21 protein-coding genes are annotated in these 22,266 nt (G+C 68.3%); 8 read left to right on the top strand and 13 right to left on the bottom strand.

Annotated features, from left to right (window positions below):
- Positions 1 to 14: 14 nt before the first annotated feature.
- From GA0116996_RS21870 to GA0116996_RS21845, 6 genes are all read right to left on the bottom strand, one after another.
- On the bottom strand, positions 15 to 1,298 hold the full coding sequence (locus GA0116996_RS21870; RefSeq protein WP_092315783.1) for a Zn-dependent hydrolase: 1,284 nt from the start codon (positions 1,296 to 1,298) through the stop codon (positions 15 to 17).
- Between the two features lie 50 nt (positions 1,299 to 1,348).
- On the bottom strand, positions 1,349 to 2,053 hold the full coding sequence (locus GA0116996_RS21865; protein ID WP_092315781.1) for an ABC transporter ATP-binding protein: 705 nt from the start codon (positions 2,051 to 2,053) through the stop codon (positions 1,349 to 1,351).
- Positions 2,050 to 2,826 (bottom strand): ABC transporter ATP-binding protein, encoded by a 777-nt coding sequence (locus GA0116996_RS21860; protein ID WP_092315779.1) that lies wholly within the window; start codon positions 2,824 to 2,826, stop codon positions 2,050 to 2,052. Before GA0116996_RS21860 ends, GA0116996_RS21865 begins: the two co-directional genes overlap by 4 nt.
- Positions 2,823 to 3,818, bottom strand: coding sequence for a branched-chain amino acid ABC transporter permease (locus GA0116996_RS21855; RefSeq protein ID WP_092315963.1), 996 nt, complete (start codon positions 3,816 to 3,818; stop codon positions 2,823 to 2,825). Before GA0116996_RS21855 ends, GA0116996_RS21860 begins: the two co-directional genes overlap by 4 nt.
- Positions 3,818 to 4,675 (bottom strand): branched-chain amino acid ABC transporter permease, encoded by an 858-nt coding sequence (locus tag GA0116996_RS21850; protein ID WP_092315777.1) that lies wholly within the window; start codon positions 4,673 to 4,675, stop codon positions 3,818 to 3,820. The genes GA0116996_RS21855 and GA0116996_RS21850 overlap by 1 nt, the downstream gene beginning before the upstream one ends.
- A gap of 109 nt (positions 4,676 to 4,784) precedes the next feature.
- Positions 4,785 to 5,987 carry an ABC transporter substrate-binding protein gene (locus GA0116996_RS21845; protein ID WP_092315775.1) on the bottom strand — a complete coding sequence of 401 codons (1,203 nt, stop codon included), beginning with the start codon at positions 5,985 to 5,987 and terminating at the stop codon, positions 4,785 to 4,787.
- A gap of 428 nt (positions 5,988 to 6,415) precedes the next feature.
- Between GA0116996_RS21845 and GA0116996_RS21840 the strand changes: the two genes are divergently transcribed.
- Complete coding sequence (locus tag GA0116996_RS21840) at positions 6,416 to 7,240, top strand: FadR/GntR family transcriptional regulator (protein ID WP_092315773.1); 825 nt, start codon at positions 6,416 to 6,418, stop codon at positions 7,238 to 7,240.
- Positions 7,241 to 7,268: 28 nt separating this feature from the next.
- Here GA0116996_RS21840 and GA0116996_RS21835 read toward each other — a convergent pair whose 3' ends face one another.
- From GA0116996_RS21835 to GA0116996_RS21825, 3 genes are read right to left on the bottom strand one after another with little or no spacing between them, the layout of a single operon-like run.
- Positions 7,269 to 8,483 carry an aminotransferase-like domain-containing protein gene (locus GA0116996_RS21835; RefSeq protein WP_208601265.1) on the bottom strand — a complete coding sequence of 405 codons (1,215 nt, stop codon included), beginning with the start codon at positions 8,481 to 8,483 and terminating at the stop codon, positions 7,269 to 7,271.
- Positions 8,484 to 8,496: 13 nt separating this feature from the next.
- Positions 8,497 to 9,519, bottom strand: coding sequence for a DUF1338 domain-containing protein (locus tag GA0116996_RS21830; protein ID WP_092315961.1), 1,023 nt, complete (start codon positions 9,517 to 9,519; stop codon positions 8,497 to 8,499).
- A 53-nt stretch (positions 9,520 to 9,572) separates the two neighbouring features.
- On the bottom strand, positions 9,573 to 10,565 hold the full coding sequence (locus GA0116996_RS21825) for a Bug family tripartite tricarboxylate transporter substrate binding protein (protein WP_092315769.1): 993 nt from the start codon (positions 10,563 to 10,565) through the stop codon (positions 9,573 to 9,575).
- A 160-nt stretch (positions 10,566 to 10,725) separates the two neighbouring features.
- Here GA0116996_RS21825 and GA0116996_RS21820 point away from each other — a divergent pair, with 160 nt between their 5' ends.
- Positions 10,726 to 11,667: a LysR substrate-binding domain-containing protein gene (locus GA0116996_RS21820; protein WP_092315767.1), complete on the top strand. Its 942-nt coding sequence runs from the start codon at positions 10,726 to 10,728 to the stop codon at positions 11,665 to 11,667.
- 65 nt (positions 11,668 to 11,732) lie between these two features.
- On the opposite strand, the gene GA0116996_RS21815 is transcribed toward GA0116996_RS21820, so the two are convergent.
- Positions 11,733 to 12,632: a LysR substrate-binding domain-containing protein gene (locus GA0116996_RS21815; RefSeq protein ID WP_092315765.1), complete on the bottom strand. Its 900-nt coding sequence runs from the start codon at positions 12,630 to 12,632 to the stop codon at positions 11,733 to 11,735.
- A 149-nt stretch (positions 12,633 to 12,781) separates the two neighbouring features.
- Between GA0116996_RS21815 and GA0116996_RS21810 the strand changes: the two genes are divergently transcribed.
- Positions 12,782 to 13,771, top strand: a complete 990-nt coding sequence (locus tag GA0116996_RS21810) for a Bug family tripartite tricarboxylate transporter substrate binding protein (protein ID WP_092315763.1) — start codon at positions 12,782 to 12,784, stop codon at positions 13,769 to 13,771.
- Between the two features lie 44 nt (positions 13,772 to 13,815).
- Positions 13,816 to 15,105 (top strand): hypothetical protein, encoded by a 1,290-nt coding sequence (locus GA0116996_RS21805; protein ID WP_092315761.1) that lies wholly within the window; start codon positions 13,816 to 13,818, stop codon positions 15,103 to 15,105.
- A 27-nt stretch (positions 15,106 to 15,132) separates the two neighbouring features.
- Here the strand turns inward: GA0116996_RS21805 and GA0116996_RS21800 are convergent, their stop codons facing one another.
- Positions 15,133 to 15,684, bottom strand: a complete 552-nt coding sequence (locus GA0116996_RS21800) for a MarR family winged helix-turn-helix transcriptional regulator (RefSeq protein WP_092315759.1) — start codon at positions 15,682 to 15,684, stop codon at positions 15,133 to 15,135.
- Positions 15,685 to 15,780: 96 nt separating this feature from the next.
- Here GA0116996_RS21800 and GA0116996_RS21795 point away from each other — a divergent pair, with 96 nt between their 5' ends.
- The 3 genes from GA0116996_RS21795 to GA0116996_RS21785 all read left to right on the top strand — a co-directional run bounded on the left by GA0116996_RS21795 (position 15,781) and on the right by GA0116996_RS21785 (position 19,099).
- Positions 15,781 to 16,758, top strand: coding sequence for a Bug family tripartite tricarboxylate transporter substrate binding protein (locus GA0116996_RS21795; protein ID WP_092315757.1), 978 nt, complete (start codon positions 15,781 to 15,783; stop codon positions 16,756 to 16,758).
- 34 nt (positions 16,759 to 16,792) lie between these two features.
- Positions 16,793 to 18,361: a sulfatase-like hydrolase/transferase gene (locus tag GA0116996_RS21790; protein ID WP_092315755.1), complete on the top strand. Its 1,569-nt coding sequence runs from the start codon at positions 16,793 to 16,795 to the stop codon at positions 18,359 to 18,361.
- 213 nt (positions 18,362 to 18,574) lie between these two features.
- Positions 18,575 to 19,099 carry a host attachment protein gene (locus tag GA0116996_RS21785; RefSeq protein WP_092315753.1) on the top strand — a complete coding sequence of 175 codons (525 nt, stop codon included), beginning with the start codon at positions 18,575 to 18,577 and terminating at the stop codon, positions 19,097 to 19,099.
- Between the two features lie 54 nt (positions 19,100 to 19,153).
- Here GA0116996_RS21785 and GA0116996_RS28110 read toward each other — a convergent pair whose 3' ends face one another.
- Positions 19,154 to 19,405: a hypothetical protein gene (locus tag GA0116996_RS28110; protein ID WP_141693757.1), complete on the bottom strand. Its 252-nt coding sequence runs from the start codon at positions 19,403 to 19,405 to the stop codon at positions 19,154 to 19,156.
- A gap of 282 nt (positions 19,406 to 19,687) precedes the next feature.
- Entirely contained in the window at positions 19,688 to 20,398 is a 711-nt protein-coding gene (locus GA0116996_RS21775; RefSeq protein ID WP_092315749.1) for a GntR family transcriptional regulator, read from the bottom strand.
- Positions 20,399 to 20,569: 171 nt separating this feature from the next.
- On the opposite strand from GA0116996_RS21775, the gene GA0116996_RS21770 reads away from it, so the two are divergent.
- Positions 20,570 to 22,240, top strand: a complete 1,671-nt coding sequence (locus tag GA0116996_RS21770) for a GMC family oxidoreductase (protein WP_092315747.1) — start codon at positions 20,570 to 20,572, stop codon at positions 22,238 to 22,240.
- The last annotated feature ends 26 nt before the right edge of the window (positions 22,241 to 22,266 follow it).

The raw sequence follows: 22,266 nt of genomic DNA, 5'->3' as shown, positions 1-22,266 counted from the left end.
AGTCCGTTCAGGGGTCAGGGCCGCGTGGCGGCATCGAGCATGGCGTGCAGCAGCACGTTGCAGCCGGCTTCGAGGTGCTCGGGCCGCGCGTCTTCGATTTCGTTGTGGCTGATGCCGTCCTTGCACGGCACGAAGATCATCGCGGCGGGGGCAACGCGGGCCAGGTAGACCGCGTCATGGCCGGCACCGCTGATCACGTCCATGGCGGAATGGCCGAGCCGCCGCGCGCCGCCGCGTACCGCCTCGACCAGCCGTGCATCGAACGGCTGCGGCGGGAAGTACACGACCTGCCGCAGATCGATGACGACGCCGCTGCGCGCCGCCAATGCTGCAACCTGCTCGTTCAGCGCCGCGTCCATCGCGGACAGCACCTTGTCGTCGCCGGCGCGCAGGTCCGCCGTCATCGTCACCTTGCCGGGGATGACGTTGCGGGAATCCGGATGCACGGCCAGGCAACCCACCGTGCCGCGGCCATGCGGGGGATGATCGAGCGCGATGCGGTTGACGATGCCGACCAGTTCCGACGCCGCCAGCAGCGCGTCCTTGCGCAGTGCCATCGGCGTGGGGCCCGCATGCGCTTCCATCCCGGTCAGCACCACGTCGTACCAGCGCTGGCCGAGCGCGCCGGTGACTACGCCGATGGTGGTGTCGTTCGCCTCCAGCACCGGCCCCTGCTCGATATGCGCTTCAAAATAGGCGCCGACCGGGCGCGCACCGACCGTTTCGGGCCCGGCATAGCCGATGGCCTGCAGCGCCTGCCCGACGCTGATGCCATCGCGGTCGCGCTGCTGCAGCATGTCCGCCAGCGCGAACTCGCCGACGAACGCGCCCGAGCCCATCATCACCGGCACGAAGCGCGAGCCTTCCTCGTTGGTCCACACCGCCACCTCGAGCGGCGCATCGGTGACGATGCCGGCGTCGGCCAGGGTGCGCAGCACTTCGATGCCGGCGAACACGCCGTAGTTGCCGTCAAATTTGCCGCCGGTCGGCTGGGTGTCAATATGGCTGCCGGTCATCACCGGCGGCAAGGCGTCGTCGCGCCCGGCGCGCCGCGCAAAGATATTGCCGATGGCATCGACGCGGATCGTGCATCCGGCCGCCCTGGCCTCGGCGACGAAGAAGTCGCGGCCCTGGCGGTCCAGGTCGGTCAGCGCCAGCCGGCATACGCCCCCCTTGGGCGTGGCGCCGATGGCGGCCAGGCGCATCAGGGTGTCCCACAGGCGCTGGCCGTCGATGCGCAGGTCGGCGCGTGCGCCGGCGGTCGCCGCTGCCGCGCGCGCGGCTTGCAAAGTCGTCATGTCATTCCTCGTATCGGTCGGCCGGCATTGCGGCCGGCATGATCCATGGTTCAGGCCGCCAGCCCGACGCCGAGATAGCGGTCCTTGACCGCCTCGTCGGCGCGGAACGCGTCGTTGTCGCCGGTGTAGACCACCCTGCCCTGCTCGATGATCACGTGGCGGTCGGCCAGCTGCGTGCACACCTCCAGGTTCTGCTCGACCAGCAGGATCGGCACGCCGGCGGCCTTGATGACCTTGAGCTGCGCCACGATCTCTTCCACGATCACCGGGGCCAGCCCTTCGACCGGCTCATCGAGCATGAGCAGGCGCGGATGGTTCATCATGGCGCGCCCGATCGCGAGCATCTGCTGTTCGCCGCCGGACAGCTGCGCGCCGCCGTTGCCGCGCCGCTCGCACAGGCGCGGGAAGATGCGGTAGATGTCCTGCAGCTGCCACGGCGAATCGCGGCGCGCGGCTAGCTTGAGGTTCTCTTCCACCGTCAGCAGCTTGAAGATGCCGCGGTGCTCGGGCACCAGGCACAGGCCTTCGGCGGCAATCCGGTGCGGCGCCATGGCGGCGACGTTCTTGCCGCGGAAAACGATGCGCCCGCCGCGGGGCTGGACCACGCCTGCGATGGCCTTCAGCGTGGTCGACTTGCCGGCGCCGTTGCGCCCCAGCAGCGTTACCAGTTCGCCTTCGCCGACCGCGAGCGATACGCCTTGCAGCACATGGCTCTTGCCGTAGTAGCCATGGATCTCCTGTACGTCGAGCATCATCCCTTGCCTCCGGTGATCATGTTGCCGAGATACGCGGCGCGCACGCGCGGATCGCCGCGCACGGCCGCGGGTGGCCCTTCCATCAGCACCTTGCCTTGCTGCATCACGGTGACGGTGTCGGAGATATCCATGACGATGTCCATGTTGTGTTCGATCAGCACGACGGTGTGGTCCGCGGCCAGCCCGCGGATCAGCCGCTTCATCGCGCCAAGGTCGTCGACGCCCATGCCCGACGTGGGCTCGTCCAGGAAGATCGCGCGCGGCCGCGCCGCCAGCGCCATGCCGACTTCCAGCCGGCGCTGCTGGCCGTGCGACAGCACGCCTGCCGCGCTGTCGGCGACGCGCCCCAGCTCCAGCCGTTCCAGCACCTGGTCGACCACCTCGCCGCAAGCGAGTTCGCCCACCGGCAAGCGCCATCCGCTCATGGCCTTGCGCGGCGACGTGCCCAGCGCGGCGAGGCGCAGGTTCTCGCGCACCGGCAGGCTCGGGAACAGGCTGGTGACCTGGAACGAGCGCGCGATGCCGCGCTGCACGCGCTGGTAGTCGGCTTCGCCCGTGACGTCCTTGCCGTCGAAGACGATGCGGCCGGTGCTGACTTCCTTGGTGCCGGTCAGCATGTGGAACAGCGTGGTCTTGCCGGCGCCGTTGGGGCCGATCACCGAATGGATCGTGCCCGGCATCACGCGCAGGTCGACCCCGCCCAGCGCCATGAACTTGCCGTACTGCTTGACGATGCCGGTGGCTTCCAGGATGGGGGTGGTGGCGGTGTTCATGCGCGTTCCTCCTGCGTAACGGGCGCGCGGCGCACGCCGCGCAGTCGATCCCATAGCGTGGCGCCCAGGCCCCACAGCCCGCGCTGCATGAACAGGCTGACCGCGATCAGCAGGAAGCCGAGCAGCATCAGCCAGCGCGGCCACAGCGTCGACAGCCAGTCCGCCAGCAGCACATAGAAAGCCGCGCCCAGCACCGACGCGAAGATATTGCCGGTGCCGCCGATCACCGTCATCACCAGGATCATCTCGCTGGCGTGGTAGTCGATATTGGTCAGCGGCGCGATGCCGGTCAGCATGGCGTGCAGCGCGCCAGCCAGCCCGGTGACCGCGCCGGAGACCATGAACGCCAGCAGCTTGAACGCCTTGACGTTGTAGCCGACCGCCAGCGCGCGCTCTTCGTTGTCGCGGATCGCCAGCAGCGTGCGGCCGAGCACAGACTCGGTCACGCGCAGCACCGCAAGGAAGACCGCCAGGAACAGCACCGCGACAAAGCCATAGAACTGCCACGGCGACGCCAGCGGCACCAGCGCATGGCCGGCCACCGACAAGGGCGGACGCGGGATATCCAGCAGGCCGTTGTCGCCGCCGGTGATGCCGGGCGCGGTATAGGCGAGGAAGTAGAACATCTGCGCGAAAGCCAGCGTCAGCATCACGAAGTAGGTGCCGCGCTGCCGGATCGCAAACCAGCCCACCAGCGCCGCCGCGGCCGCGCCGATGGCGATCGCCAGCAGCAGCGCCAACGGCATCGGCAGGCTGGCGCGGGTCAGTGCCACCCCCACCGCATAGCTGCCCAACCCGAAGAAGATGCCCTGGCCGAACGACAGCAGGCCGGTGTAGCCGAGCAGCAGGTTGCAGGCCATGGCGGCCATCGCGTAGATCAGCACCTCCGTGGCAAGCGTGCCGGAGCGCATCGTCAGCGGCAGCAGCAGCGTGACGCCAAGTGCCAGCCACCAGAAGCGGTAGCGCAAGAGCCATTGTCTTTGCCTAGCCATCATCCCCTCCCCAGCAAGCCATGCGGACGCAGCAGCAGCACCGCGGCCATGGCGACATAGATCATCAGCCGCGCGCCTTCGGGCCACAGCGTGCTCATCAGGCTCTGCACCACGCCGACCAGCAAGCCGCCCACCAGCGCCCCCGTGAAGCTGCCCATGCCGCCGACCACCACCACGATGAAGGCGACGCCCAGCGCCTCGACGCCCATGAACGGCTCGGCGCCGCGGATCGGCGCGGCCAGCACGCCGGCAATCGCCGCGGTGACGGCGCCGAGCGCAAACATCAGGCTGAACAGCCGGAACACATTGATGCCGAGCAGCGACACCATCTCGGTGGATTCGCTGCCCGCGCGCACCGCGCTGCCCAGGCGCGTGCCTTCCAGCAGCCACCACAGTCCGATCGCCAGCAGGCCGGTGAAGCCGATCACGAACAGGCGGTACTTGGGATAGATGAAGTCGCCCCACATCACCACACCCTGGAGCGCATCCGGCGGCGGCACGTCGACGCCGAGCGGCCCCCAGCCGACGATGATGAGCTCCTGGATGGCGAGCGCCAGGCCCACCGTGACCAGGATGTGGAACTCGTGCGGCTGCGCATAAACGTGGCGCAGCATGACCTTCTCGGTCAGCCACGCCAGCGCGCCGATGATGATCGGAGCGAATACCAGCGCCACCCAGAAGTTCATGCCGAGCTGCAGCGCCTGGAAGCAGAGATAGGCACCGAGCGCATAAAAGGCGCCATGCGCGAAATTGACGAAGCGCAACAGGCCGAACACGATCGACAGGCCTACCGCCAGCAGGAAGTAGAGCATGCCGATCCCGACGCCGTTGATCACCTGCAACAGATAGACGTTCATGAGTCGTACGGATATAGGAAGCCGCCATGCCGCGCGGGACTGCGCGGCACGGTGCTTCGGTGTGCTTCAGTGTTAATCGCCGGGGCGGCGGCCCCGCGGCGTCAGGGCATCAGGCCATCTTGCACTGGGTCTGCTCGACCGGCAGGAAGGCCTTGCCGACGCTGACGATTTCGGCGTAGTCGTCCTTGTCCTTCATGCGTGACTTGGCCTTGCCCTTGAGCAGGTAGTAGTTTTTCAGCACCTGGTGGTCGGCGGCGCGAATTTCCTCCGGCCCGGTCAGACCCTCGTACTTCATGCCTTCGAGCGCGGCGACCACCGCCTTGGGATCGGCGCTGCCGGCCTTGATCATGCCGTCCACCATGATCTTGGTGCAGATATACGAGCCGGCCAGGCTGTAGTTGGGATTAGCCTTGAACTTGGCCTGGGTGCGCTTGACCAGGTCGCGGTTCAGCGGCGTATCGACGCCGTGCCAGTACTGCGCGCCGAAGTACACGCCCTCGCACAGGTCGGCGCCGAGCGACTCGAACTGCTCCAGTCCCGAGGCCCAGGCCAGCAGGATGGTGGTGTTCTTCTTCATGCCGAAGCTGACCGCCTGGCGCAGCGTGTCGGCGGACTGCGAGCCGAAGTTCAGGATCAGCAGCACGTCCGGCTTGGCGGCCAGCGCATTGGTCAGGTAGCCGCTGAATTCCTTCTCGGTCAGGGCGTGGTAGCTGTTGCCCACGTGCTCGATGCCCTTCTCCTTGAAGATCGCCTTCGCCGCCGACAGCAGCCCGTCGCCGAACACGTATTGCGGCGTGATGGTGTACCAGCGCTTGGCCTTGGGCATCGATTCGATCAGCGGCCGCACGGTGCGCTCGATCGCGCCGAAGGTCGGCACCGACCAGCGGAAGGTGGCGCGGTTGCAGTCCTTGCCGGTGATCTCGTCGGCCCCGGCGGTGGTCACGAACACGCCGCCGAACTTTTCCGCCTCCTTGCCCATGGCCAGCGATTCGGACGACAGGATGCCGCCCGCGAAATAGCGCGCCGCCTTCTGCTGCGCCAGTTCCTGCACCTTGCGCACCGCCGTCGCGGGCTTGCCTTCGGTGTCGAGCACGCTGTAACGCAGCGGCCGGCCCAGCACCTGTCCGTACTGGTCAATGGCGAGCCGCATGCCCAGGTCGGCGAACTTGCCGTTGGCGGCGAAGGCGCCCGACATCGGCACCGGGCAGCCGAACTCCAGCGCCTCGCCCGCGGCAAGGGCGCTGCGGCCATGGATCAGGGAGGTGGGGACGGCGGACAGCGCCGCCAGTTTCAGCAGGTCACGACGATTCAAGGCTCACTCCTCGTTCTGTGGGGATTGGGCTGCACGGGGCGAAAGTCCGGCCAACGCCATGGCCTGGCGCTGCACCGTCTCCCCGACTTGCTGGTGACTTTCGCCCGGCGCCGACACTGCCCGAGCAAGAATCGAACCTGTTTATTCTATTTATACGTATAAATAGAATAGAATCATCTTAGGAGTCGGCCGGAATCGTTGTCAACAAAGGAAGGGTCAGGGTTTACGCACCCTCGGCGCTCGCCTCATGTGCCCCGGCACATGGGGCGACGGCGGGGCAGAAAGGTGCGGGCAGCGGGCATGGCCATGCCAGTCAATCGGGCACCATGCACGCCCCTGGGGCAAGCCGCGGCCCTGCGCCGGCGCGCTTGGCTAGAATGCAAGCGCCCGGTCGTCCATGGCTTGCGGCGCATGACAAGGAAAGAGCAATGGCGATGTTTCGGGAGGGCAAGACCGGTTCCATCGAGATCCGCAAGCAGAAGCGCGCGGACCTGGTGGCGGAAGAGCTCAAGCGGCTGATTACCCAGCGCAACCTGCGCCCGGGCGACAAGCTGCCGCACGAGGTCAAGCTGCAGCAGATGTTCTCCGTCAGCAAGAGCACCATCCGCGAGGCCCTGAAGTCGCTGGAGGTGCAGGGCCTGATCCGGGTCAGCACCGGGCCGGCGGGCGGCGGCACCATCGTGGAAGTGCCGCTGGACCGCACCTTCCAGCTGATGCAGAACTACCTGTTCTTCAAGGACGTCGGCATTGCCGACATCTACACCGTGCGCCGGCTGCTGGAGCCGGAACTGGCCGCCGGCGCGGTGCCGCATCTGACCGATGACGATTTCCGGGCGCTGGAACGCACCATCGACCTGTGCGACCCGGCCTCGGCCGCGGCCGCGACGCCGCTGCTGGACCAGCGCCAGGAAGACCTGACCTTCCACGACATCCTGGCCGCGGCCAACCCCAACCCCATGCTGCGGTTCTCATGCGAGCTCATCAACGAGATGATCCGCCAGCTGGTGGTGTTCGCCAACGACACCCCTGCGTGCGAGCACGAGAAATTCGGCGCGGCCAACGTCAAGTTCCACAAGCGCATCGTCGAGGCGGCACGCCAGCGCGACGCCGAGACGGTACGCGCGCTGATGTCGGCGCATATGGAAGAGTGCACGCATTACGTCACGCGCATGAACGGGCGGGTCCATGGCCGGCTGGTGCTGGACTCTGAAATGCCGCGGCGCGGCCGGACGCTGCCGGCGGACGACGAATGAACCGCGGACCGGCGCACCCGCTATCGCATCAGCCAGCCGCGTCCAGGCGCGCCGCCGCCCGCTTCAGCCGCGCCACGCCTTCGGCGATCTGCTCCGGCGCCGCGCCAGCGAACGAGAGCCGGAACGCTGGCCGCGCGCGGCGCTGCGCGTAGAAGCCCGTGCCGGGTACGAACAACACCTTCTCGGCGATCGCATGCGGCAGCAGCGCGGCCGCATCGTCGACGCCTTCCAGCGCAGCCCACAGGAACATGCCGCCGGCGGGCAAGGCAAAGCGGATGCGCTCGCCGAAGGCTTGCCACAGCGCTTCCGCCAGCCGGTCGCGCTTGTCGCGGTAGAACGCGATCTCGCGCTCCACCTGCGCGCACAGGCGGCCCTCCGCCAGGTATTGCGTGACCGCCAGCTGGATCCACGGCGGCGTGCAGAGATCCGACACCTGCTTGGCAATCACCCCGCGGCGGATGATTTCCGGCGCGGCCACCATCCAGCCGATGCGCAGGCCGGGCGCGAGCGTCTTCGACAGGCTGGCCAGGTGCACCAGCCACGGACGGGCGCCGGGCACCTGGTCGCACAGCGCCAGCAGCGACGGCGGCGCGGCGCCGTCGAAGCTCAGCGCGCCATAGGGATCGTCTTCGACCAGCACCACCTGGTGCCGCGCCGCCAGCTCCAGCAGGCGCAGCCGGCGCTCGGGCGACAGCGTGGCGCCGGTCGGGTTGGCGAAGGTCGGCACGGTGTAGATCAGCCGCGGGCGCACCGCGCCGTCGGCCAGCATCGCCGCAAGCGCGTCGACGTCCATGCCGTGCCGGTCGGACGGCACCCCGCGCACCTCAGCACCGGCCAGCCGCAGCGCCTGCAACGTCGCCGAATAGGTCGGCTCCTCGACCAGCACCACGCTGCCCGGCTCGACCAGCGCGCGCACCAGGAAATCGAAGCCTTGCTGCGAGCCGCTGGTGACCAGCAGTTGCTCCCGCGTCACGGCGGCACCGCGCCCGGCCATCAGCGCCACCAGGGCGTCGCGCAGCGCGGGCGCGCCTTCGGTGGCGCCGTACTGCAGGCATTCGGCGGGCCGCTCGCGCAGCACCCGCGCGGACGCGGCGCCGATGCCGTCGGCATCGAACAGCGCGGCGGACGGGTAGCCGCCCGCGAACGAGATCATCTCCGGGTCCGACAGGTACTTGAACAGCTCGCGGATGGGCGAGCCTTCCGGCTCGCGCAGCGCGGGAACGAACGGGTAGGCAGCGGTCATGGTCAGGCTGGCCTCAGCATTGCGCGGCAGTCATCTTGAAGATGCCCTGCGCGTTGCCCGCGTCGAAACCCAGGTCGGTGCGCGTCACCGCCTGCGCGTCATCGACGTAGCGGTCGCGCGTGATGAACTCGTAGAACGAGCCCGGTACCTCGCGCACCACCTCGGCGCCGTCGGCGCCGACAAAGGCACGGCGCACCGGGTCGGCGCGGAACGCGGTCTGGCGCACGCGGCCGCTGCGCGACACTTCCACCTTGTCCTTGATCGGCCGGCCCAGGCGCTTCTGCGCCTCGGCCAGCGCGAACACGTCTTCGACGCGGTCGGTGGCGTGGTTGAAGGCATTGCCCTCGGTGGCGATCCACGCCATCTCGGCCGATTCGGCCAGCAGGGCCTCGTAGTCGGCCAGCCGCGGCGCTGCGTGATGGCGCTCGAAGCAGCGCGCCAGCGCACCGATCAGCTCGCCGGCATCCGCCAGCGGCAACGACCCTTCGCGCTCGAGTTCCCACAGCAGCGCCTGCGCGCGCGGCGTCAGCGGATCGACCGAAGTTTCGAGGACGCGGCTGACGGCCTGCTGGAAGCCTGCGCTGAAGCGCTCGGGATGCAGCTCGCTGACAAAGAACTGCGCGATCTCTTCCGGCGCGTCTTCATGCGCGTACGAGCGCCCGGTCATGCCGATGCGGTCGAGCGGATAGGTGCCGTTGAGGCGGTAGCCCAGCGGACGCAGGATGCGGGTGAAGGCGGCCTCGCCGGCTGGCAGCGCGCCGTTGTCGGGCCAGCGCACCGTGCGCAGCGCGCCATGGTCGAAGTGGACCTTGCCGCCCGCCGCGGCCACGTCTTCGGTGTAGGCCTTGCCGGTCGGCACGCGCTCGAGGATGCCGGCGAACAGCACCAGGTTCAGCGCGTGGGCAATCTCGGCGCGCGACGCGTGACCCGCTGCGCCGGCCGGCAGTTGCGCGGGCGCGCTCACCAGCGCGGACAGGCGGTCGGCGCCGGTGGCGCCAAGATGCAGGGAAACGAGTTGGTTGATGTTATTGCTCATGATGCACGGAAGGCCCATCGGCCTGATAACGAGATGGAAATCAATGACGGCTTTCAGTCCACCGAAGCGCCGGACAGGCGCACGATCTCGCCCCACTTCTGGCGGTCTTTCTTCAGCACCTCGGCGAAGGCTTCGGGGGTGCTCGGCGCGGGTTCCGCGCCGAGGTCGCGCATGCGCGCCTGCACGGCGGGATCGCCGAGCGCGCGCGCCAGGTCCTGGCTGATCTTCTGCGCCACCGCGCTGGCTACGCCGCGCGGCGCCAGCAGGCCGAACCACGGGCTGGCGTCGAAGCCCGGCACCGGGCCGGCGGCGGCGACGGTCGGCACATTGGGCAGCGCCGACGAGCGCGCCGGCGTGGTCACGGCCAGCGCCTTGAGCTTGCCGGAGCGCACGAACGGCAGCGACGCCGGCAGGTTGTCGAACATCACGTCGACGCTGCCGCCCATCAGGTCGGCAATCGCCGGGCTGCTGCCCTTGTAGGCGACGTGGCTCATCTCGGTGCCGGTCATGCGCTGGAACAGCTCGCCGGCCAGGTGCGTCGACGTGCCGTTGCCTGCCGACGCCATGTTGACGCGCTTCGGGTTGGCCTTCAGGTAGGTAATGAACTCCGCCAGCGTCTGCACATGGGCGCGCTCGGCAAAGGCCGGCGACAGCACCACCACGTTGGGCACGCGCGCCACCATGGTCACCGGCGCGAAATCGGCCGCGGCGTCGTAGGGCAGCTTCTTGTACAGGGTGGGATTGATGCCGAACTCGCCCACCGAGCCCATCAGCAGCGTATAGCCGTCGGCGGTGGACTTGGCAGCGACGCCGGTGCCCACGATGCCGCCCGCGCCGGGGCGGTTCTCCACCAGGACCGGTTGTTTCCATTGCAGCGCGAGCCGCTCGCCGACCAGCCGCGCCACCATGTCGGTGGTGCCGCCCGGCGGGTACGGCACGATGATGCGGACCGGCTTGGCGGGGAAATCCTCGGCGGCGACGATGCCGGATAGGGCCATGCCAAAGGCAAAAGTGCCGGCGGCCAGCGCGCTGAACAAGCGTTTCATGTTGTTTTCCTGTCTACCTGATGGTTGTCGTTATGGCGGTGCCGCGCGGGTGGGGGCTGCGGACCAGGGCTGAATCATTTCTCATCAAGTCCGCCGATTCAAGCGAGATTTCGGTATAGGATGATGACTTTATGTCATCAACTACCCGTCCCTACCCGCGATGCGGCAACGCCTTCCCAGCCTTTCCAGCCTGCGCGCCTTCGAAGCCGCCGCGCTGCACCTGAACCTGCGCCGCGCCGCCGCCGACCTGTTCATCACGGAAAGCGCGGTATCGCGCCAGATTGCCGCGCTGGAAAGCCTGCTCGGCGTGCAACTCTTCCACCGCGCCAACCAGCGCATCACGCTGACCGCGGCCGGTGCGCTCTACAGCGTCCAGGTGCGCGAGATGCTGCGCAAGCTGCAGCGCGACACGCTGGAGGTCATGGCGCATGAAGGCGCGGGCGGCACCGTCGAGCTGGCATGCGTGCCGACACTGGCGGTCGAATGGCTGATCCCGCGGCTGCCCGACTTCTATGCGCGGCATCCCCGGGTGGTGGTCAATATCAGCGCCCAGTCCGACGTGTTCCTGTTCGACGGCACGCCCTACGACGCGGCGATCCACTTCGGCGAAGCGGTCTATCCCGGCGCGCGCGCGGACCTGTTGTTCGGGGAAGAATCCGTGGCGGTGTGCCATCCGCAGTTGTTCGGCCGCAAGAAGCGCCTCGACGCGCACGACATCGCGCATGCACCGCTGCTGCACCTGGCCACGCGCAGTTTCGGCTGGAAGCAATGGATGGAGGCGGCCGGCATCGACGACGTCAACGCCATGCGCGGCGCCCGCTTCGACCACCACAGCATGGTGATCGCCGCGGCGCGGGCGGGGCTGGGTATCGGGCTGGTGCCGCGCTTCCTGGTGGAGGAATACCTGGCGAGCGGGCAACTGGTGAGCCCCGTGGCCCGCTCGCTGCGCTCCACCAGCGCGTATTACCTGGTCCTGCCCGATACGCGCCCGGTGAGCCATGCCATGCAGCATTTGCGCACCTGGCTGCTGGAGGCGGCGGAGACGTTCGCGCAGGGGCAGGTTACGGGTTCCGAAGCACCGGAGCCAGCCACGGAAGCTTGAAGGACGCCGCGCTTTTTTTTCGCGGATCGTCGTCTATATCCATACAGCCTCACACGCCGGCACATTCATGCTGGCGCCGCCGTCAGCGCTTGCGCCACCAGCTCGGCAAAGGCATCCGCCATGCTGGAATTGGCAAGGTGGCTGGCGCGGGCCATGCGCACCTCCACCACGCATGCCGGCTCGAGCGGCACGACGCGCAAGGCATGCGCGAACACACGCGCCGCATAGGGATTGACGATGCCGATGCCCGCGCCCTGCGCGGCCAGGCCGCAGATCGTGCCGGAGTAGGTCGTCTGCAGCGTCGCGGCGGGTTCGGCCCCGGCATCGCGCAACGCCTGCCAGAGCGCGGTCGAGAGTTCGTCATCCGCGTTCAGCGTCAATAGCCGATGCGCCGCCAGCTGGGAAGCATGGATGCGCTGCCGCGAAGCCAGCGGATGTTCCGGGTGCATCACGCAGACGGCGCGGGCACGGTGCATCACCCGGATATCGAACTGGGGATGATCCAGCCGCCCGGTTGCCAGCACCAGGTCGAAGCGCCCGTGCAACAGCCCTTCGCTGAGCTGGTGGCTGCCCACCGTTTGCAGGTCGACGTGCACGTCGGGATGCAGCCCGATGAATTGCGCCAGGATGCCAGGCATCAACCCGAGCCCCAGCGCTGGCGTACAACCCAGCCGCAGCCATCCCGTGCCGGACCGGCGCAGCAACTCTACCTCCTGACCGATGCGCGCCAGCCCCTGGAAATGGCCCTGGACCGTTTCGAACAGCCGTTGCGCTTCGGGGGTCGGGCGCAGCCGGCCCTTGTCCATATCGAACAGCTTCAGGTTGGCGCCGGACTGCATTTGCGTCAGCAGCCGGCTCACCGAGGGCTGGGTGGTGTGCAGCATGGCCGCGGCAGCGGTCGTCGTGCCGGTCAGCATGACGGCGCGGAACGCTTCGATTTCGCGGAAAGTGGGCGGGCGTGGCATCGGGGCAAGAGATGGCAAGGCAGGCCGAGTGTATATCAAATATGCATACCCACCACGCAACATTGAATTTTCCGGCATTGGATGGCACGCCTACACTTGGCTGCAGCTAACGGCCGATTGGGCCACCAGACTGACTCAGGAGACTCCCTATGCCGCGCAAGCTGAAAAAAGCACGCTGCCTGCCCCCGATAACCACCCTGCTCGCAGGCGCCCTGTCCCTGCTCACGTTCGGCGCCCACGCCGCCTACCCGGACCATGCCATCCGCCTGATCGTTCCATTCAGCGCCGGCGGCAGCTCCGACCTGCAGGCTCGCATGCTCGCCGACCGGCTGGGCAAGCTGTATGGCCAGACCGTGGTGGTAGAGAACCGCCCGGGTGCCGGCGGACATATCGGCGGCAAGGCCGTCGCCGACGCCCCGCCCGACGGCTATACGCTGCTGCTCGGTTCCATCGGCCTGCACGCAACCTATGGCACCTACCCCAAGCTGAACTACAACCCGGCGACCGACCTGAAGGTCGTGACCGTGCTGGCGGAGATGCCGCATGTGGTCGTGGTCAATCCGCAAATTCAGGTGGCAAGCCTGAAGCAGCTTGCCGAGGCCGCCGCGAAGCGGCCGCAGGGCATGACGTTCGGTTCGGCCGGGGTGGGTTCGTCGGTGCACATGATCGGCGAGCTGTTCCGGGTTGCCACGGGCGCACCGCTGACACATGTGCCCTACAAGGGCAGTTCGGCCGCCATGGCTGACCTGCTGGGCGGCCAGATCGACATGATGTTCGAGAATCCGCCGACCACGCTGGGCTACATCCGTGCCGGCAAGCTGCGCGCCGTCGCCGTGACCGGCAAGACGCGCTTGCCGGCGCTGCCGCAGGTGCCCACGGCGATGGAATCGGGGGTGCCTGGCCTGGTCGCAACCTCGTGGACTACCGTCGCGGTTGGCGCCAAGGTGCCCGAAGCCATCGCGGACAAGCTGAATGCCGACATCCGCGCCATCGTCGCCACGCCGGAATTCCGCCATGGACTGGCCGAGCAAGGCATGACGCCGGTCGCCAATACCCGCGACGCGGCCGCGAAATTCATCGGCGCGGAGAAGGCGCGCTGGGATGAAGTCATCAAGAAGGCAAAGCTCAACGCTGAATAACCCGACACCGCTCCGCTTCACCAACCGTCAACTTCGCGCATCCCATGCAACACCCGGCCATCCAACGCCTGACCCTTCCTTGCCGCCGCCTTGGCGACGGCAAGTACCACCACTTCTTCGGCTACTACAACAAGAGCCCATGGGATCGTAGCGACCGCTACGTGCTCGCGCACCGGGTTCCGATGGCCGACGCCGACCTCACGCCAGACCTGGTGGCGCAGATCGGCTATTTCGACACCCACGATGAGGACCGCTTCGTCACCGTCGGCGAGACCCGGGCCTGGAACTGGCAGATGGGGGCACAACTGCAATGGCTGGACGGCGCGCCCGGCCGGCAGGTGATCTACAACTGCCGCATCGATGACGAATCGCTCTTCTATCCCGGCTTGGGCGCGGCCGTCTGCGACGTCGAAAACGGCTCCCTGCGCTACCTGCCCATGCCTGTGTACGTCGTCGCACCGGACAGCCGCTATGCGTTGTGTGTCGACTACCGCCGGCTCTACGTGACGCACCAGACCATCGGCTACAGCGATGAAAGCTCGCTGCATGCCCGACCGTCGCCAGAACTGGCCCCGGCGCACGATGGCATCCATGCCATGGAGATCGGGACCGGGCAATCACGCCTGATCGTCAGCTACCAGGATCTCCGGAACTTCCATCCCGTCCCTTCGATGGACAAGGCGATCCACTGGGTCAGCCACATCGAGATCAATCCGTCGTCTTCGCGCGTGCTGTTCCTGCACCGCTGGACCGAACGCGTGGAGGACGAGACCTGCTTCCTGCATCGCCTGATCACCGTCAATCCGGATGGCTCGGACATGCGGCTGCTGGAGTGCTCCGACCATCCGTTGCCGCAACTGGCCGAGCACTTCGATCCGGATGCGGTGGGCACCTTCGACTACGAAAAGTCTGAGTACCAGATCTCGCACCCCTTGTGGAAGGACGACACGCACATCGTCGTCTGGGGCCCGCATGACGGCAGCATCCATTACCATCTGTACGAAGACCGCCGCGGCGGCGAGGTCGCGGTGATTGGCGCGGGGCTGCTGACCGAGAACGGCCACATGACGTTCTCGCGCACGCATCCGCAATGGCTGCTCAGCGATACCTATCCTGACGCGCAGACCAACGAGCGTGTGCTGTTCCTCTACCATGTCGGGCACGGCAGTCGCTACGACATCGGCACGTTCTACACCAGCCCCAACCTGAAGAAAGAGAACCGGTGTGACCTGCATCCACGCTGGAGCCGCCATGGCACGCAGATCTGCATCGATTCGATCCATGACGGCGATCGGCAGATGTACGTTCTCGACGCGGATTTCGTGGCTGGGTGAAGGCGCGCCGGCTCCCAGGCAGCCCCGCTACCCTTTCTCTGCGCGCCACAACTGCTGCAGTTCCCACGCCGGCGCCTCGTCCTCCGGCTGCGGCAACGCCTGGGCTTCGGCCAGCATGGCGCCGGCCTGCGCCTGCAGCTTGTCCAGGCAGCGTGACAGGATCCTGGCCTCCTCGGCCGTCAGGCAGGCGGCCAGCTGCGTATTGAAGTCGCGCGCTTGCGCGAAGGCGGTGCGGTAGACCGCCTCGCCCTCCTCCGTCAGCGTGAAAGCGGCCGCGCGCCGGTCCTGCGAACGCGTTTCCCGGCGCACCAGGCCGCGCTCCACCAGCGCGTGCACGGCGCGGCTGGCCAGCACCTTGTCGAGGCCCGCGCTCTCTGCCAGTTCGGTCAGCCGCGTGCCGGGCTGCTCTCCGAGGAAGGAAATCATGCGCCATTCGCGCCGGGTCACGCCCGCCCGCGCGCGCAGGTGCAACGCGGCCGCGCCCAGCGCGACGCGGTTCAGGTGATACACCCGGTAGTTGATGAAATCGGCCAGCCGCCGCGGCCGCTGCAGGCGGTTGCCGCCGTTGCCGTGTGCCATGCCACCCCCGCGATTTAGTTGACTTTGTCAATTATATCGACGGGTGTTAGCTTCCTCTCCATGCCGGCCGCCGGCGCATAACAGACAGGAGACACCGTGAGCCCCAGCAACTTCTTTCCCCGCCTCGTCGCATGCCTGCTGGCCGTCGCCGCGGCGTGGTCCGCGCCGGCCAGCGCGCAGTCGGACCGGCCGCTGCGCATCCTGGTGGGCTACCCCGCCGGCGGCACCGCCGACCTGGCCGCGCGCCTGGTCGGCGACAAGCTGCGCGAGACCCTGAACCAGACCGTGGTGATCGAGAACAAGCCCGGCGCCGGCGGGCGGCTGGTGATGGACTACGCCCGCACGCAGCCGGCCGACGGCAATACGCTGGTGGTGGCCAACTCGGCGGTGATGACCATCGCGCCGCTGGTCTACCGCAAGCTCAATTACGATATCCAGCGCGATTTCACGCCGGTGGCGCAGGCCGCCAACTTCCAGCTGGCGCTGGCCACCGGTCCGGGCAGCCCCGCGCGCACGCTGAAGGATTACGTCGCCTGGCTCAGGGCCGGTGCGCAGAACAATTCCTACGCCTCGCCCGCGCTCGGCAGCATTCCGCATTTCTTCGGGCTGATGATCGGCAAGCAGGTCGGCGTCGACATGCTGCATGTGCCGTTCAACGGCTCGGCGCCGCTGATGAGCGCACTGGTCGGCGGGCAGGTGCCGGCCTCGGTCGACACCCTGGCCGACCTGACCGAGATGCACCGCGCCGGCAAGATCCGCGTGCTGGCGACCTCCGGCACGCACCGTTCGGTGGCGCTGCCGGACGTGCCGACCTTTACGGAACTCGGCTACAAGGGCATCGAGGGCGAAGGCCGCTATGGCGTGCTGGCGCCCGCCGGCACGCCGCGCGCGGCGCTGGAGCGGCTCAACGCCGCCATCGTAAAGGCGGTGCAGTCGCCCGATGTGCGCGACAAGTTCCTGAAGCTGGGGCTGGAGCCAGCCACCGGCCCCGCCGACGCCTTCGCCGGGGTGCTGAAGGCCGACGCCGCCAAATGGGCGCCGGTGGTCAGGGCCTCGGGCTATACCGGCGACTGATGCCGCCAGCCGGCTTCCCGCAACCTTCCCGACCATGACGATCCGCAATACCCTTTTCATCATGTGCGACCAGCTGCGGCGCGACCATCTCGGTTGCTACGGGCACCCGACGCTGCGCACGCGCAATATCGATGCCCTGGCCGCGCGCGGCGTGCGCTTCGACCGCGCCTATGTCACCTCCGGCGTCTGCGGCCCCAGCCGCATGAGCTTCTACACCGGCCGCTACGTCAGCAGCCACGGCGCCACCTGGAACCGCGTGCCGCTGTCGGTCGGAGAAGTCACGCTGGGCGAATACCTGAAGGACAGCGGCCGCGCGCTGGCGCTGGCGGGCAAGACCCATGTGATGCCCGACAACGCCAACCTGAAGCGGCTGCACCTGGATGGCGGCACCGAACTGGAGACACTGCTGCGCAGCGGGCACTTCACCGAAGTCGACCGCCACGACGGCCATCACGCCGAGCCGCGCAGCGCCTATGCCGAATGGCTGCGCCGGCAAGGCTACGACAGCGCCGACCCCTGGACCGACTACGTGATCAGCGCCGAGAACGCGCGCGGCGAGATCGTCTCGGGCTGGCACATGCGCAATGCCGGGCTGCCGGCGCGCGTGGCCGAGCCGCACTCCGAGACCGCCTACACCGTCGGCCAGGCCATGCAGTACATCGCAGCGCGCGGCGACGATCCGTGGGTGCTGCACCTGTCGCTGGTCAAGCCGCACTGGCCCTACCTGGCGCCGGCGCCGTACCACGCCGCCTATTCGCTCGACGATTGCCTGCCGCTGCAGCGCCACGACGCCGAACTGGAAGACCCGCATCCGGTGCTGTCGGCGTATCGCACGCAGGAGGAATGCGCCAACTTCATGCGCGCCGAGGTCTCGGACACGGTGCGCCCCGCCTACCAGGGCCTGATCCAGCAGATCGACGACCGGCTGGGCCTGCTGTGGGAACAGCTCGAGCGGCTGGGCCGCTGGGACGACACGCTGATCGTCTTCACCGCCGACCATGGCGACTTCCTGGGCGACCACTGGCTGGGCGAGAAGGAGCAGTTCTACGACACCGTGCAGAACATCCCGCTGATCGTCTACGACCCCTCGCCGCAGGCCGATGCGACCCGCGGCACCGCGCAAGACAGCCTGGTCAGCGCGGTCGACGTGGTGCCGACGGTGCTGGATGCACTGGCGCTGCCGCCCGCCGACCACCGCGTCGAAGGCCGCTCGCTGCTCGACCTGACGCGCGCCGCCGCGCGCGACGGGGCGGGTGCGTGGCGCGATGCCGTGGTCTCCGAGCTGGACTATGCCTACCGCGGCGCGCGCGTCGCGCTGGGCCGCCATCCCGCCGAATGCCGCGCCTGGATGGTGCGCGACGCGCGCTGGAAGTACGTGCACTGGCAGGGGTTCCGGCCACAGCTGTTCGACCTGCACAACGATCCGCAAGAATACTTCGACCTGGGCGCCGACCCCGGGCACGAAGCCGTGCGCAGTGCCATGCGGCTGCGCCTGCTGGACTGGTTCTGCACGCTCAAGCCGCGCGTGACGGTGACCAACGAAGAGGTCGCGGCCAAGACCAACGTGTACAAGCAGGCCGGCGTGTTCTTCGGCGTCTGGTAACGGGATCGCTGCCGCCGTGGCCGGCGCGTGCAGGGCCGGTTGCCTGCAAAAGTTGCACGGTTTGCCTGTCGATACTGCAACGGTGTGCCGCGACCGTCATCTCAGGCCGCGTCTGGCACCGCCCGCGGCCAAGGCCCTGCGGCGGTGCGGATGGCGTGTCCCTTGCAACAGGTGCCGGAGGGCCCTGTGTTCGGGCCGGCAACCGGAGCGATCATGAAGAACATCTGGATCCTGGTAGCGGACGAATCCGTCGCCCGCATCTTTGCCTCGCATGGCGACAGCGCCCCGCTGGAAGTCATCGAGGAAATCACCGACGCGGCCGCGCATGCCGACCGCGCCGACCTGCGCCGCGACGCCTATGGCCGCCGGGGCCAGGCCGCCGTGCAGGGCGACGCGGGACATCCCGGCGCCCACCAGGTGGGACCGTCCACGGTCACGTCTTCGGCAGGCGAGGACGAGCTGCACCAGGAAGCGCAGCTGTTTGCCCGGCGCGTGGCCGATTACCTCGACGACGCGCGCAACAAGCAGCGCTTCGATGAACTGGCGCTGATCGCGGCGCCGCGCTTCCTGGGGCTGCTGCGCAAGACCTTGCCGCCGGGCGTCACCGATGTGGTCACCAGGGAAATCGACAAGGATTTCAAGTACGTGGCCAACAACGACCTGCAGCAGCGGCTGGCCGACGAGGGCATCGTACCGGCGCGGCGCGACGAACGCGTCAATACCGGCCGCGACCGTTAGCGCAGGGGCATGACAACGCAGCCGCCCGTGCTGGCGCAGGCGGCTGCGCCGCCGTCAGCGGGCGGTGCCGGAGCCGCTGGCGGCGCCACTGCTGCCGCTCGAGGTACCGCTCGGGCTGGTGGTGCTGGTCGCGCCGGAGGTGCCGGTGGACGTGCTGGCGCCAGGCGTGCTGCGGCTGCGGTTCTGTTCCGTCACCGAACCCGACCCGGACAGCGAGCCGGAGCCGCTGGTGCTGCCGGTGGCGGTGCAACCCGCCAGGATGCCAAGTGCAAGCAAGGCTGTGCCGATGCGTAAGGGTGTTTTCATGTTGTCCTCCATCAGGCAGGTTGGCGGCAAGCCTTGCTGCATGGCGCATGCCTGCCGGCGGGGCGCCGATGGCGCCGCTGCGCTGGAGAAGACGCAACTGACGTACCAGATTGGGTGGGACGGGCGCGGCGCTGCGGCGAAGCGCGCACGGCCGCGGGCCGGGCCTTCGCCGCAGTAAGAAGTACGCTCGGCCGGTAAAAGTTACCGTGCGGGTACCTGATGACAATGGATCGGCGCGCCCGTGCGGCGCTTGCTGCAAGGGCCAGCCTCCGACTCAGCACATCAGCGCGTCAGCGTCCACTTGTAGGCATAACGGTCCGGGCGGAACAGCAAGTCCGCGCAGAACAGGGGCGTGCCTTCGATGTCGTACGGCGTGCAGCGCAGGCGCAACAGCGGCAGCCCTTCGGCGACGCCGAGCTTGCGGGCCACGTCCGCCGGCGCCGGGATCGCGCTGGCTTCCATCGCCACGTCGCGAAAGCGATACCCCAGCCGGCTTTCGAACAGCGCCATGGCGTCGTTGGTCTCGACATCTTCCTGCACCAGGCGGCGCATCAGCGGCTCGGGCCCCATCAGGTTGAAATACGCGACCGCCACGTCGTCCCAGTAGCGCACCGTGGCGACGCTCAGCACCTTCTCGCCCGGCTGCAGGCTGAGCGCCGCGGCCACATGCGGCGGCGCCCGCAACAGCCGCACCGATGCCAGCTTGCCGTAGGCCAACTGGCCCCGCGCCCGGCCGGTCTCATAGAAACCGGTGAGCGCGCCCAGGCTGGGGGTATCGGCCGGCCGCGTCACGAAACTGCCCTTGCCATTCACTTTTTCGATCAGGCCGGCGTTGTGCAGGCCGGACAAGGCCTGCCGCACGGTGATGCGGCTGACGCCGAACTCGGCCATCAGCTCGGCCTCGGACGGCAGCTTGGCGCCCGGGCCAAATGTGTTGCTGGCGATTCGCTGGCGAATCTCGCTTTCGATCTCTTTGAACCTGGGCTGCGCCACGTGTGTCCCGCCCCGCGGGCGGCTCCGAACTGAGTGAGGCGGATTATACCTATCATGACAGGTGCCGTCATAACCTATTGACCTGTTATAACAGGTAATGGCAGTATCCGTCGTCACCAGCGCTCTGCGCCCCGTACCACACCGCATGCTGGCAACTCAGGAGACAGGACATTGGATACCAGGGCAAATGACACCGCCGGCGCGCCGGCGGAGTTCGACTACATCGTCATCGGTGCCGGATCGGCGGGCTGTGCCGTGGCCGGCCGCCTGGCCGAGGATGCGAGCGTCACGGTGGCGCTGCTCGAGGCGGGCCCGCATGACCATCACTACGCGATCTGGGCGCCGGTCGGCATCGCCGCCGTGGTGCCCAGGGCCGGGCCGCGCAACTACGCCTACTACACCGAGCCGCAGGCGGGCCTGAACGGCCGCCGCTCCTACCAGCCGCGCGGGCGCGGCCTGGGCGGCAGTTCGTCGATCAACGGCATGGTCTATATCCGCGGCCACCGGCGCGACTATGACGACTGGGCCGCGCTGGGTTGCAGCGGCTGGGGCTATGACGACGTGCTGCCCTACTTCCGCCGCAGCGAGCGCAATCCCCGCCTGGGCGGACACCAGGACGCGCTGCATGGCAGCGACGGCCCCCTGCACGTCAGCGACCTGCGCTCGCCCAACCCGTTCGCGCAGCGTTTCGTCGAGGCCGCGATGCAGGCCGGACTGCCGCGCAACGACGACTTCAACGGCGCCACCCAGGAAGGCGCGGGCCTGTACCAGGTAACGCAGCGCAACGGCGAGCGCTGGAACGCGGCGCGCGCCTACCTGCACAGCGGCAACGCGGTCGACACCGCGCTGAACGGCGGCCGCCGCGGGCTGGCGGTGATGACCGACACGCAGGCACTGCGCATCGTGTTCGACGGCAAGCGCGCCACCGGCGTGGAGGTGGTCCGAGGCGGCACGGTGCAGGTGCTGCGCGCGCGGCGCGAGATCGTGCTCAGCGGCGGCGCCTTCAATTCGCCGCAACTGCTGCTCGCCTCGGGCATCGGCCCGGCCGCGCACCTGCGCGAGGTCGGCATCGACGTGGTTCACGAACTGCCGGGCGTGGGCGAGAACCTGCAGGACCATCTCGACATCATCGTCAACAAGCAGCTGCAGACCACCGAGCTGTTCGGCAAGACCGGCCGCGGCATGCTGAAGCTGGCGCGCGAGGTACTGCGCTACCGCCGCACCCGCACCGGCATGGTGACGTCCAATATCGCCGAGGCCGGCGCGTTCCTGCGCAGCCGGCCGGAACTGGAGATCCCCGACGTGCAGCTGCACTTCGCGGTGGCGCTGCTAGGCAACCGCAACCTGGGCAACCTCGGCCACGGCTATTCCTGCCATGCCTGCGTGCTGCGCCCCAGGAGCCGCGGCCACGTGCGCCTGCGCAGCGCCGACACGCGCGAAGCGCCGCTGATCGACCCGCGCTTCCTGTCGGCCGAGGAAGACATGGCCGGCATGGTCGAAGGGGTGCGCGCGATCCGCCGCATCTTCGCCCAGCCCGCGCTGGCGCAGCACGGCGGGCGCGAGGTCCTGACCGATGCGTTCGGCCCCGACAGCAGCAACGAGGCGGCGATCCAGGACTTCGTGCGCAACCATGCCGATACGGTCTACCACCCGGTCGGCACCTGCAAGATGGGCGTCGACGACATGGCCGTGGTCGACCCTGAACTGCGCGTGCGCGGCGTGCAAGGGCTGCGCGTCGCCGACGCCTCGATCATGCCGACCCTGGTCGGCGGCAACACCAACGCGCCGGCCATCATGATCGGCGAAAAGGCCGCGGACCTGCTCAGGGCCGCGCTCCGCTGAGCCCGACCTGGATTGGCACGACACAA

The organism is Cupriavidus alkaliphilus, from assembly GCF_900094595.1.
Taxonomy (GTDB): Bacteria; Pseudomonadota; Gammaproteobacteria; order Burkholderiales; family Burkholderiaceae; genus Cupriavidus; species Cupriavidus alkaliphilus.
The sequence above is the reverse complement of the archived record's forward strand: the minus strand, read 5'-3'. Positions and strand labels throughout refer to the sequence as shown.

Coding starts and splice junctions, on each gene's coding strand:
- GA0116996_RS21815 (WP_092315765.1), bottom strand. CDS start 12,632: ATGCCACGCCCGCCCACTTTCCGCGAAATCGAAGCGTTCCGCGCCGTC.
- GA0116996_RS21840 (WP_092315773.1), top strand. CDS start 6,416: ATGGCGATGTTTCGGGAGGGCAAGACCGGTTCCATCGAGATCCGCAAG.
- GA0116996_RS21860 (WP_092315779.1), bottom strand. CDS start 2,826: ATGAACACCGCCACCACCCCCATCCTGGAAGCCACCGGCATCGTCAAG.
- GA0116996_RS21810 (WP_092315763.1), top strand. CDS start 12,782: ATGCCGCGCAAGCTGAAAAAAGCACGCTGCCTGCCCCCGATAACCACC.
- GA0116996_RS21865 (WP_092315781.1), bottom strand. CDS start 2,053: ATGATGCTCGACGTACAGGAGATCCATGGCTACTACGGCAAGAGCCAT.
- GA0116996_RS21825 (WP_092315769.1), bottom strand. CDS start 10,565: ATGAAACGCTTGTTCAGCGCGCTGGCCGCCGGCACTTTTGCCTTTGGC.
- GA0116996_RS21800 (WP_092315759.1), bottom strand. CDS start 15,684: ATGGCACACGGCAACGGCGGCAACCGCCTGCAGCGGCCGCGGCGGCTG.
- GA0116996_RS21850 (WP_092315777.1), bottom strand. CDS start 4,675: ATGAACGTCTATCTGTTGCAGGTGATCAACGGCGTCGGGATCGGCATG.
- GA0116996_RS21785 (WP_092315753.1), top strand. CDS start 18,575: ATGAAGAACATCTGGATCCTGGTAGCGGACGAATCCGTCGCCCGCATC.
- GA0116996_RS21855 (WP_092315963.1), bottom strand. CDS start 3,818: ATGGCTAGGCAAAGACAATGGCTCTTGCGCTACCGCTTCTGGTGGCTG.
- GA0116996_RS21820 (WP_092315767.1), top strand. CDS start 10,726: ATGCGGCAACGCCTTCCCAGCCTTTCCAGCCTGCGCGCCTTCGAAGCC.
- GA0116996_RS21805 (WP_092315761.1), top strand. CDS start 13,816: ATGCAACACCCGGCCATCCAACGCCTGACCCTTCCTTGCCGCCGCCTT.
- GA0116996_RS21830 (WP_092315961.1), bottom strand. CDS start 9,519: ATGAGCAATAACATCAACCAACTCGTTTCCCTGCATCTTGGCGCCACC.
- GA0116996_RS21790 (WP_092315755.1), top strand. CDS start 16,793: ATGACGATCCGCAATACCCTTTTCATCATGTGCGACCAGCTGCGGCGC.
- GA0116996_RS21835 (WP_208601265.1), bottom strand. CDS start 8,483: ATGACCGCTGCCTACCCGTTCGTTCCCGCGCTGCGCGAGCCGGAAGGC.
- GA0116996_RS21870 (WP_092315783.1), bottom strand. CDS start 1,298: ATGACGACTTTGCAAGCCGCGCGCGCGGCAGCGGCGACCGCCGGCGCA.
- GA0116996_RS28110 (WP_141693757.1), bottom strand. CDS start 19,405: ATGAAAACACCCTTACGCATCGGCACAGCCTTGCTTGCACTTGGCATC.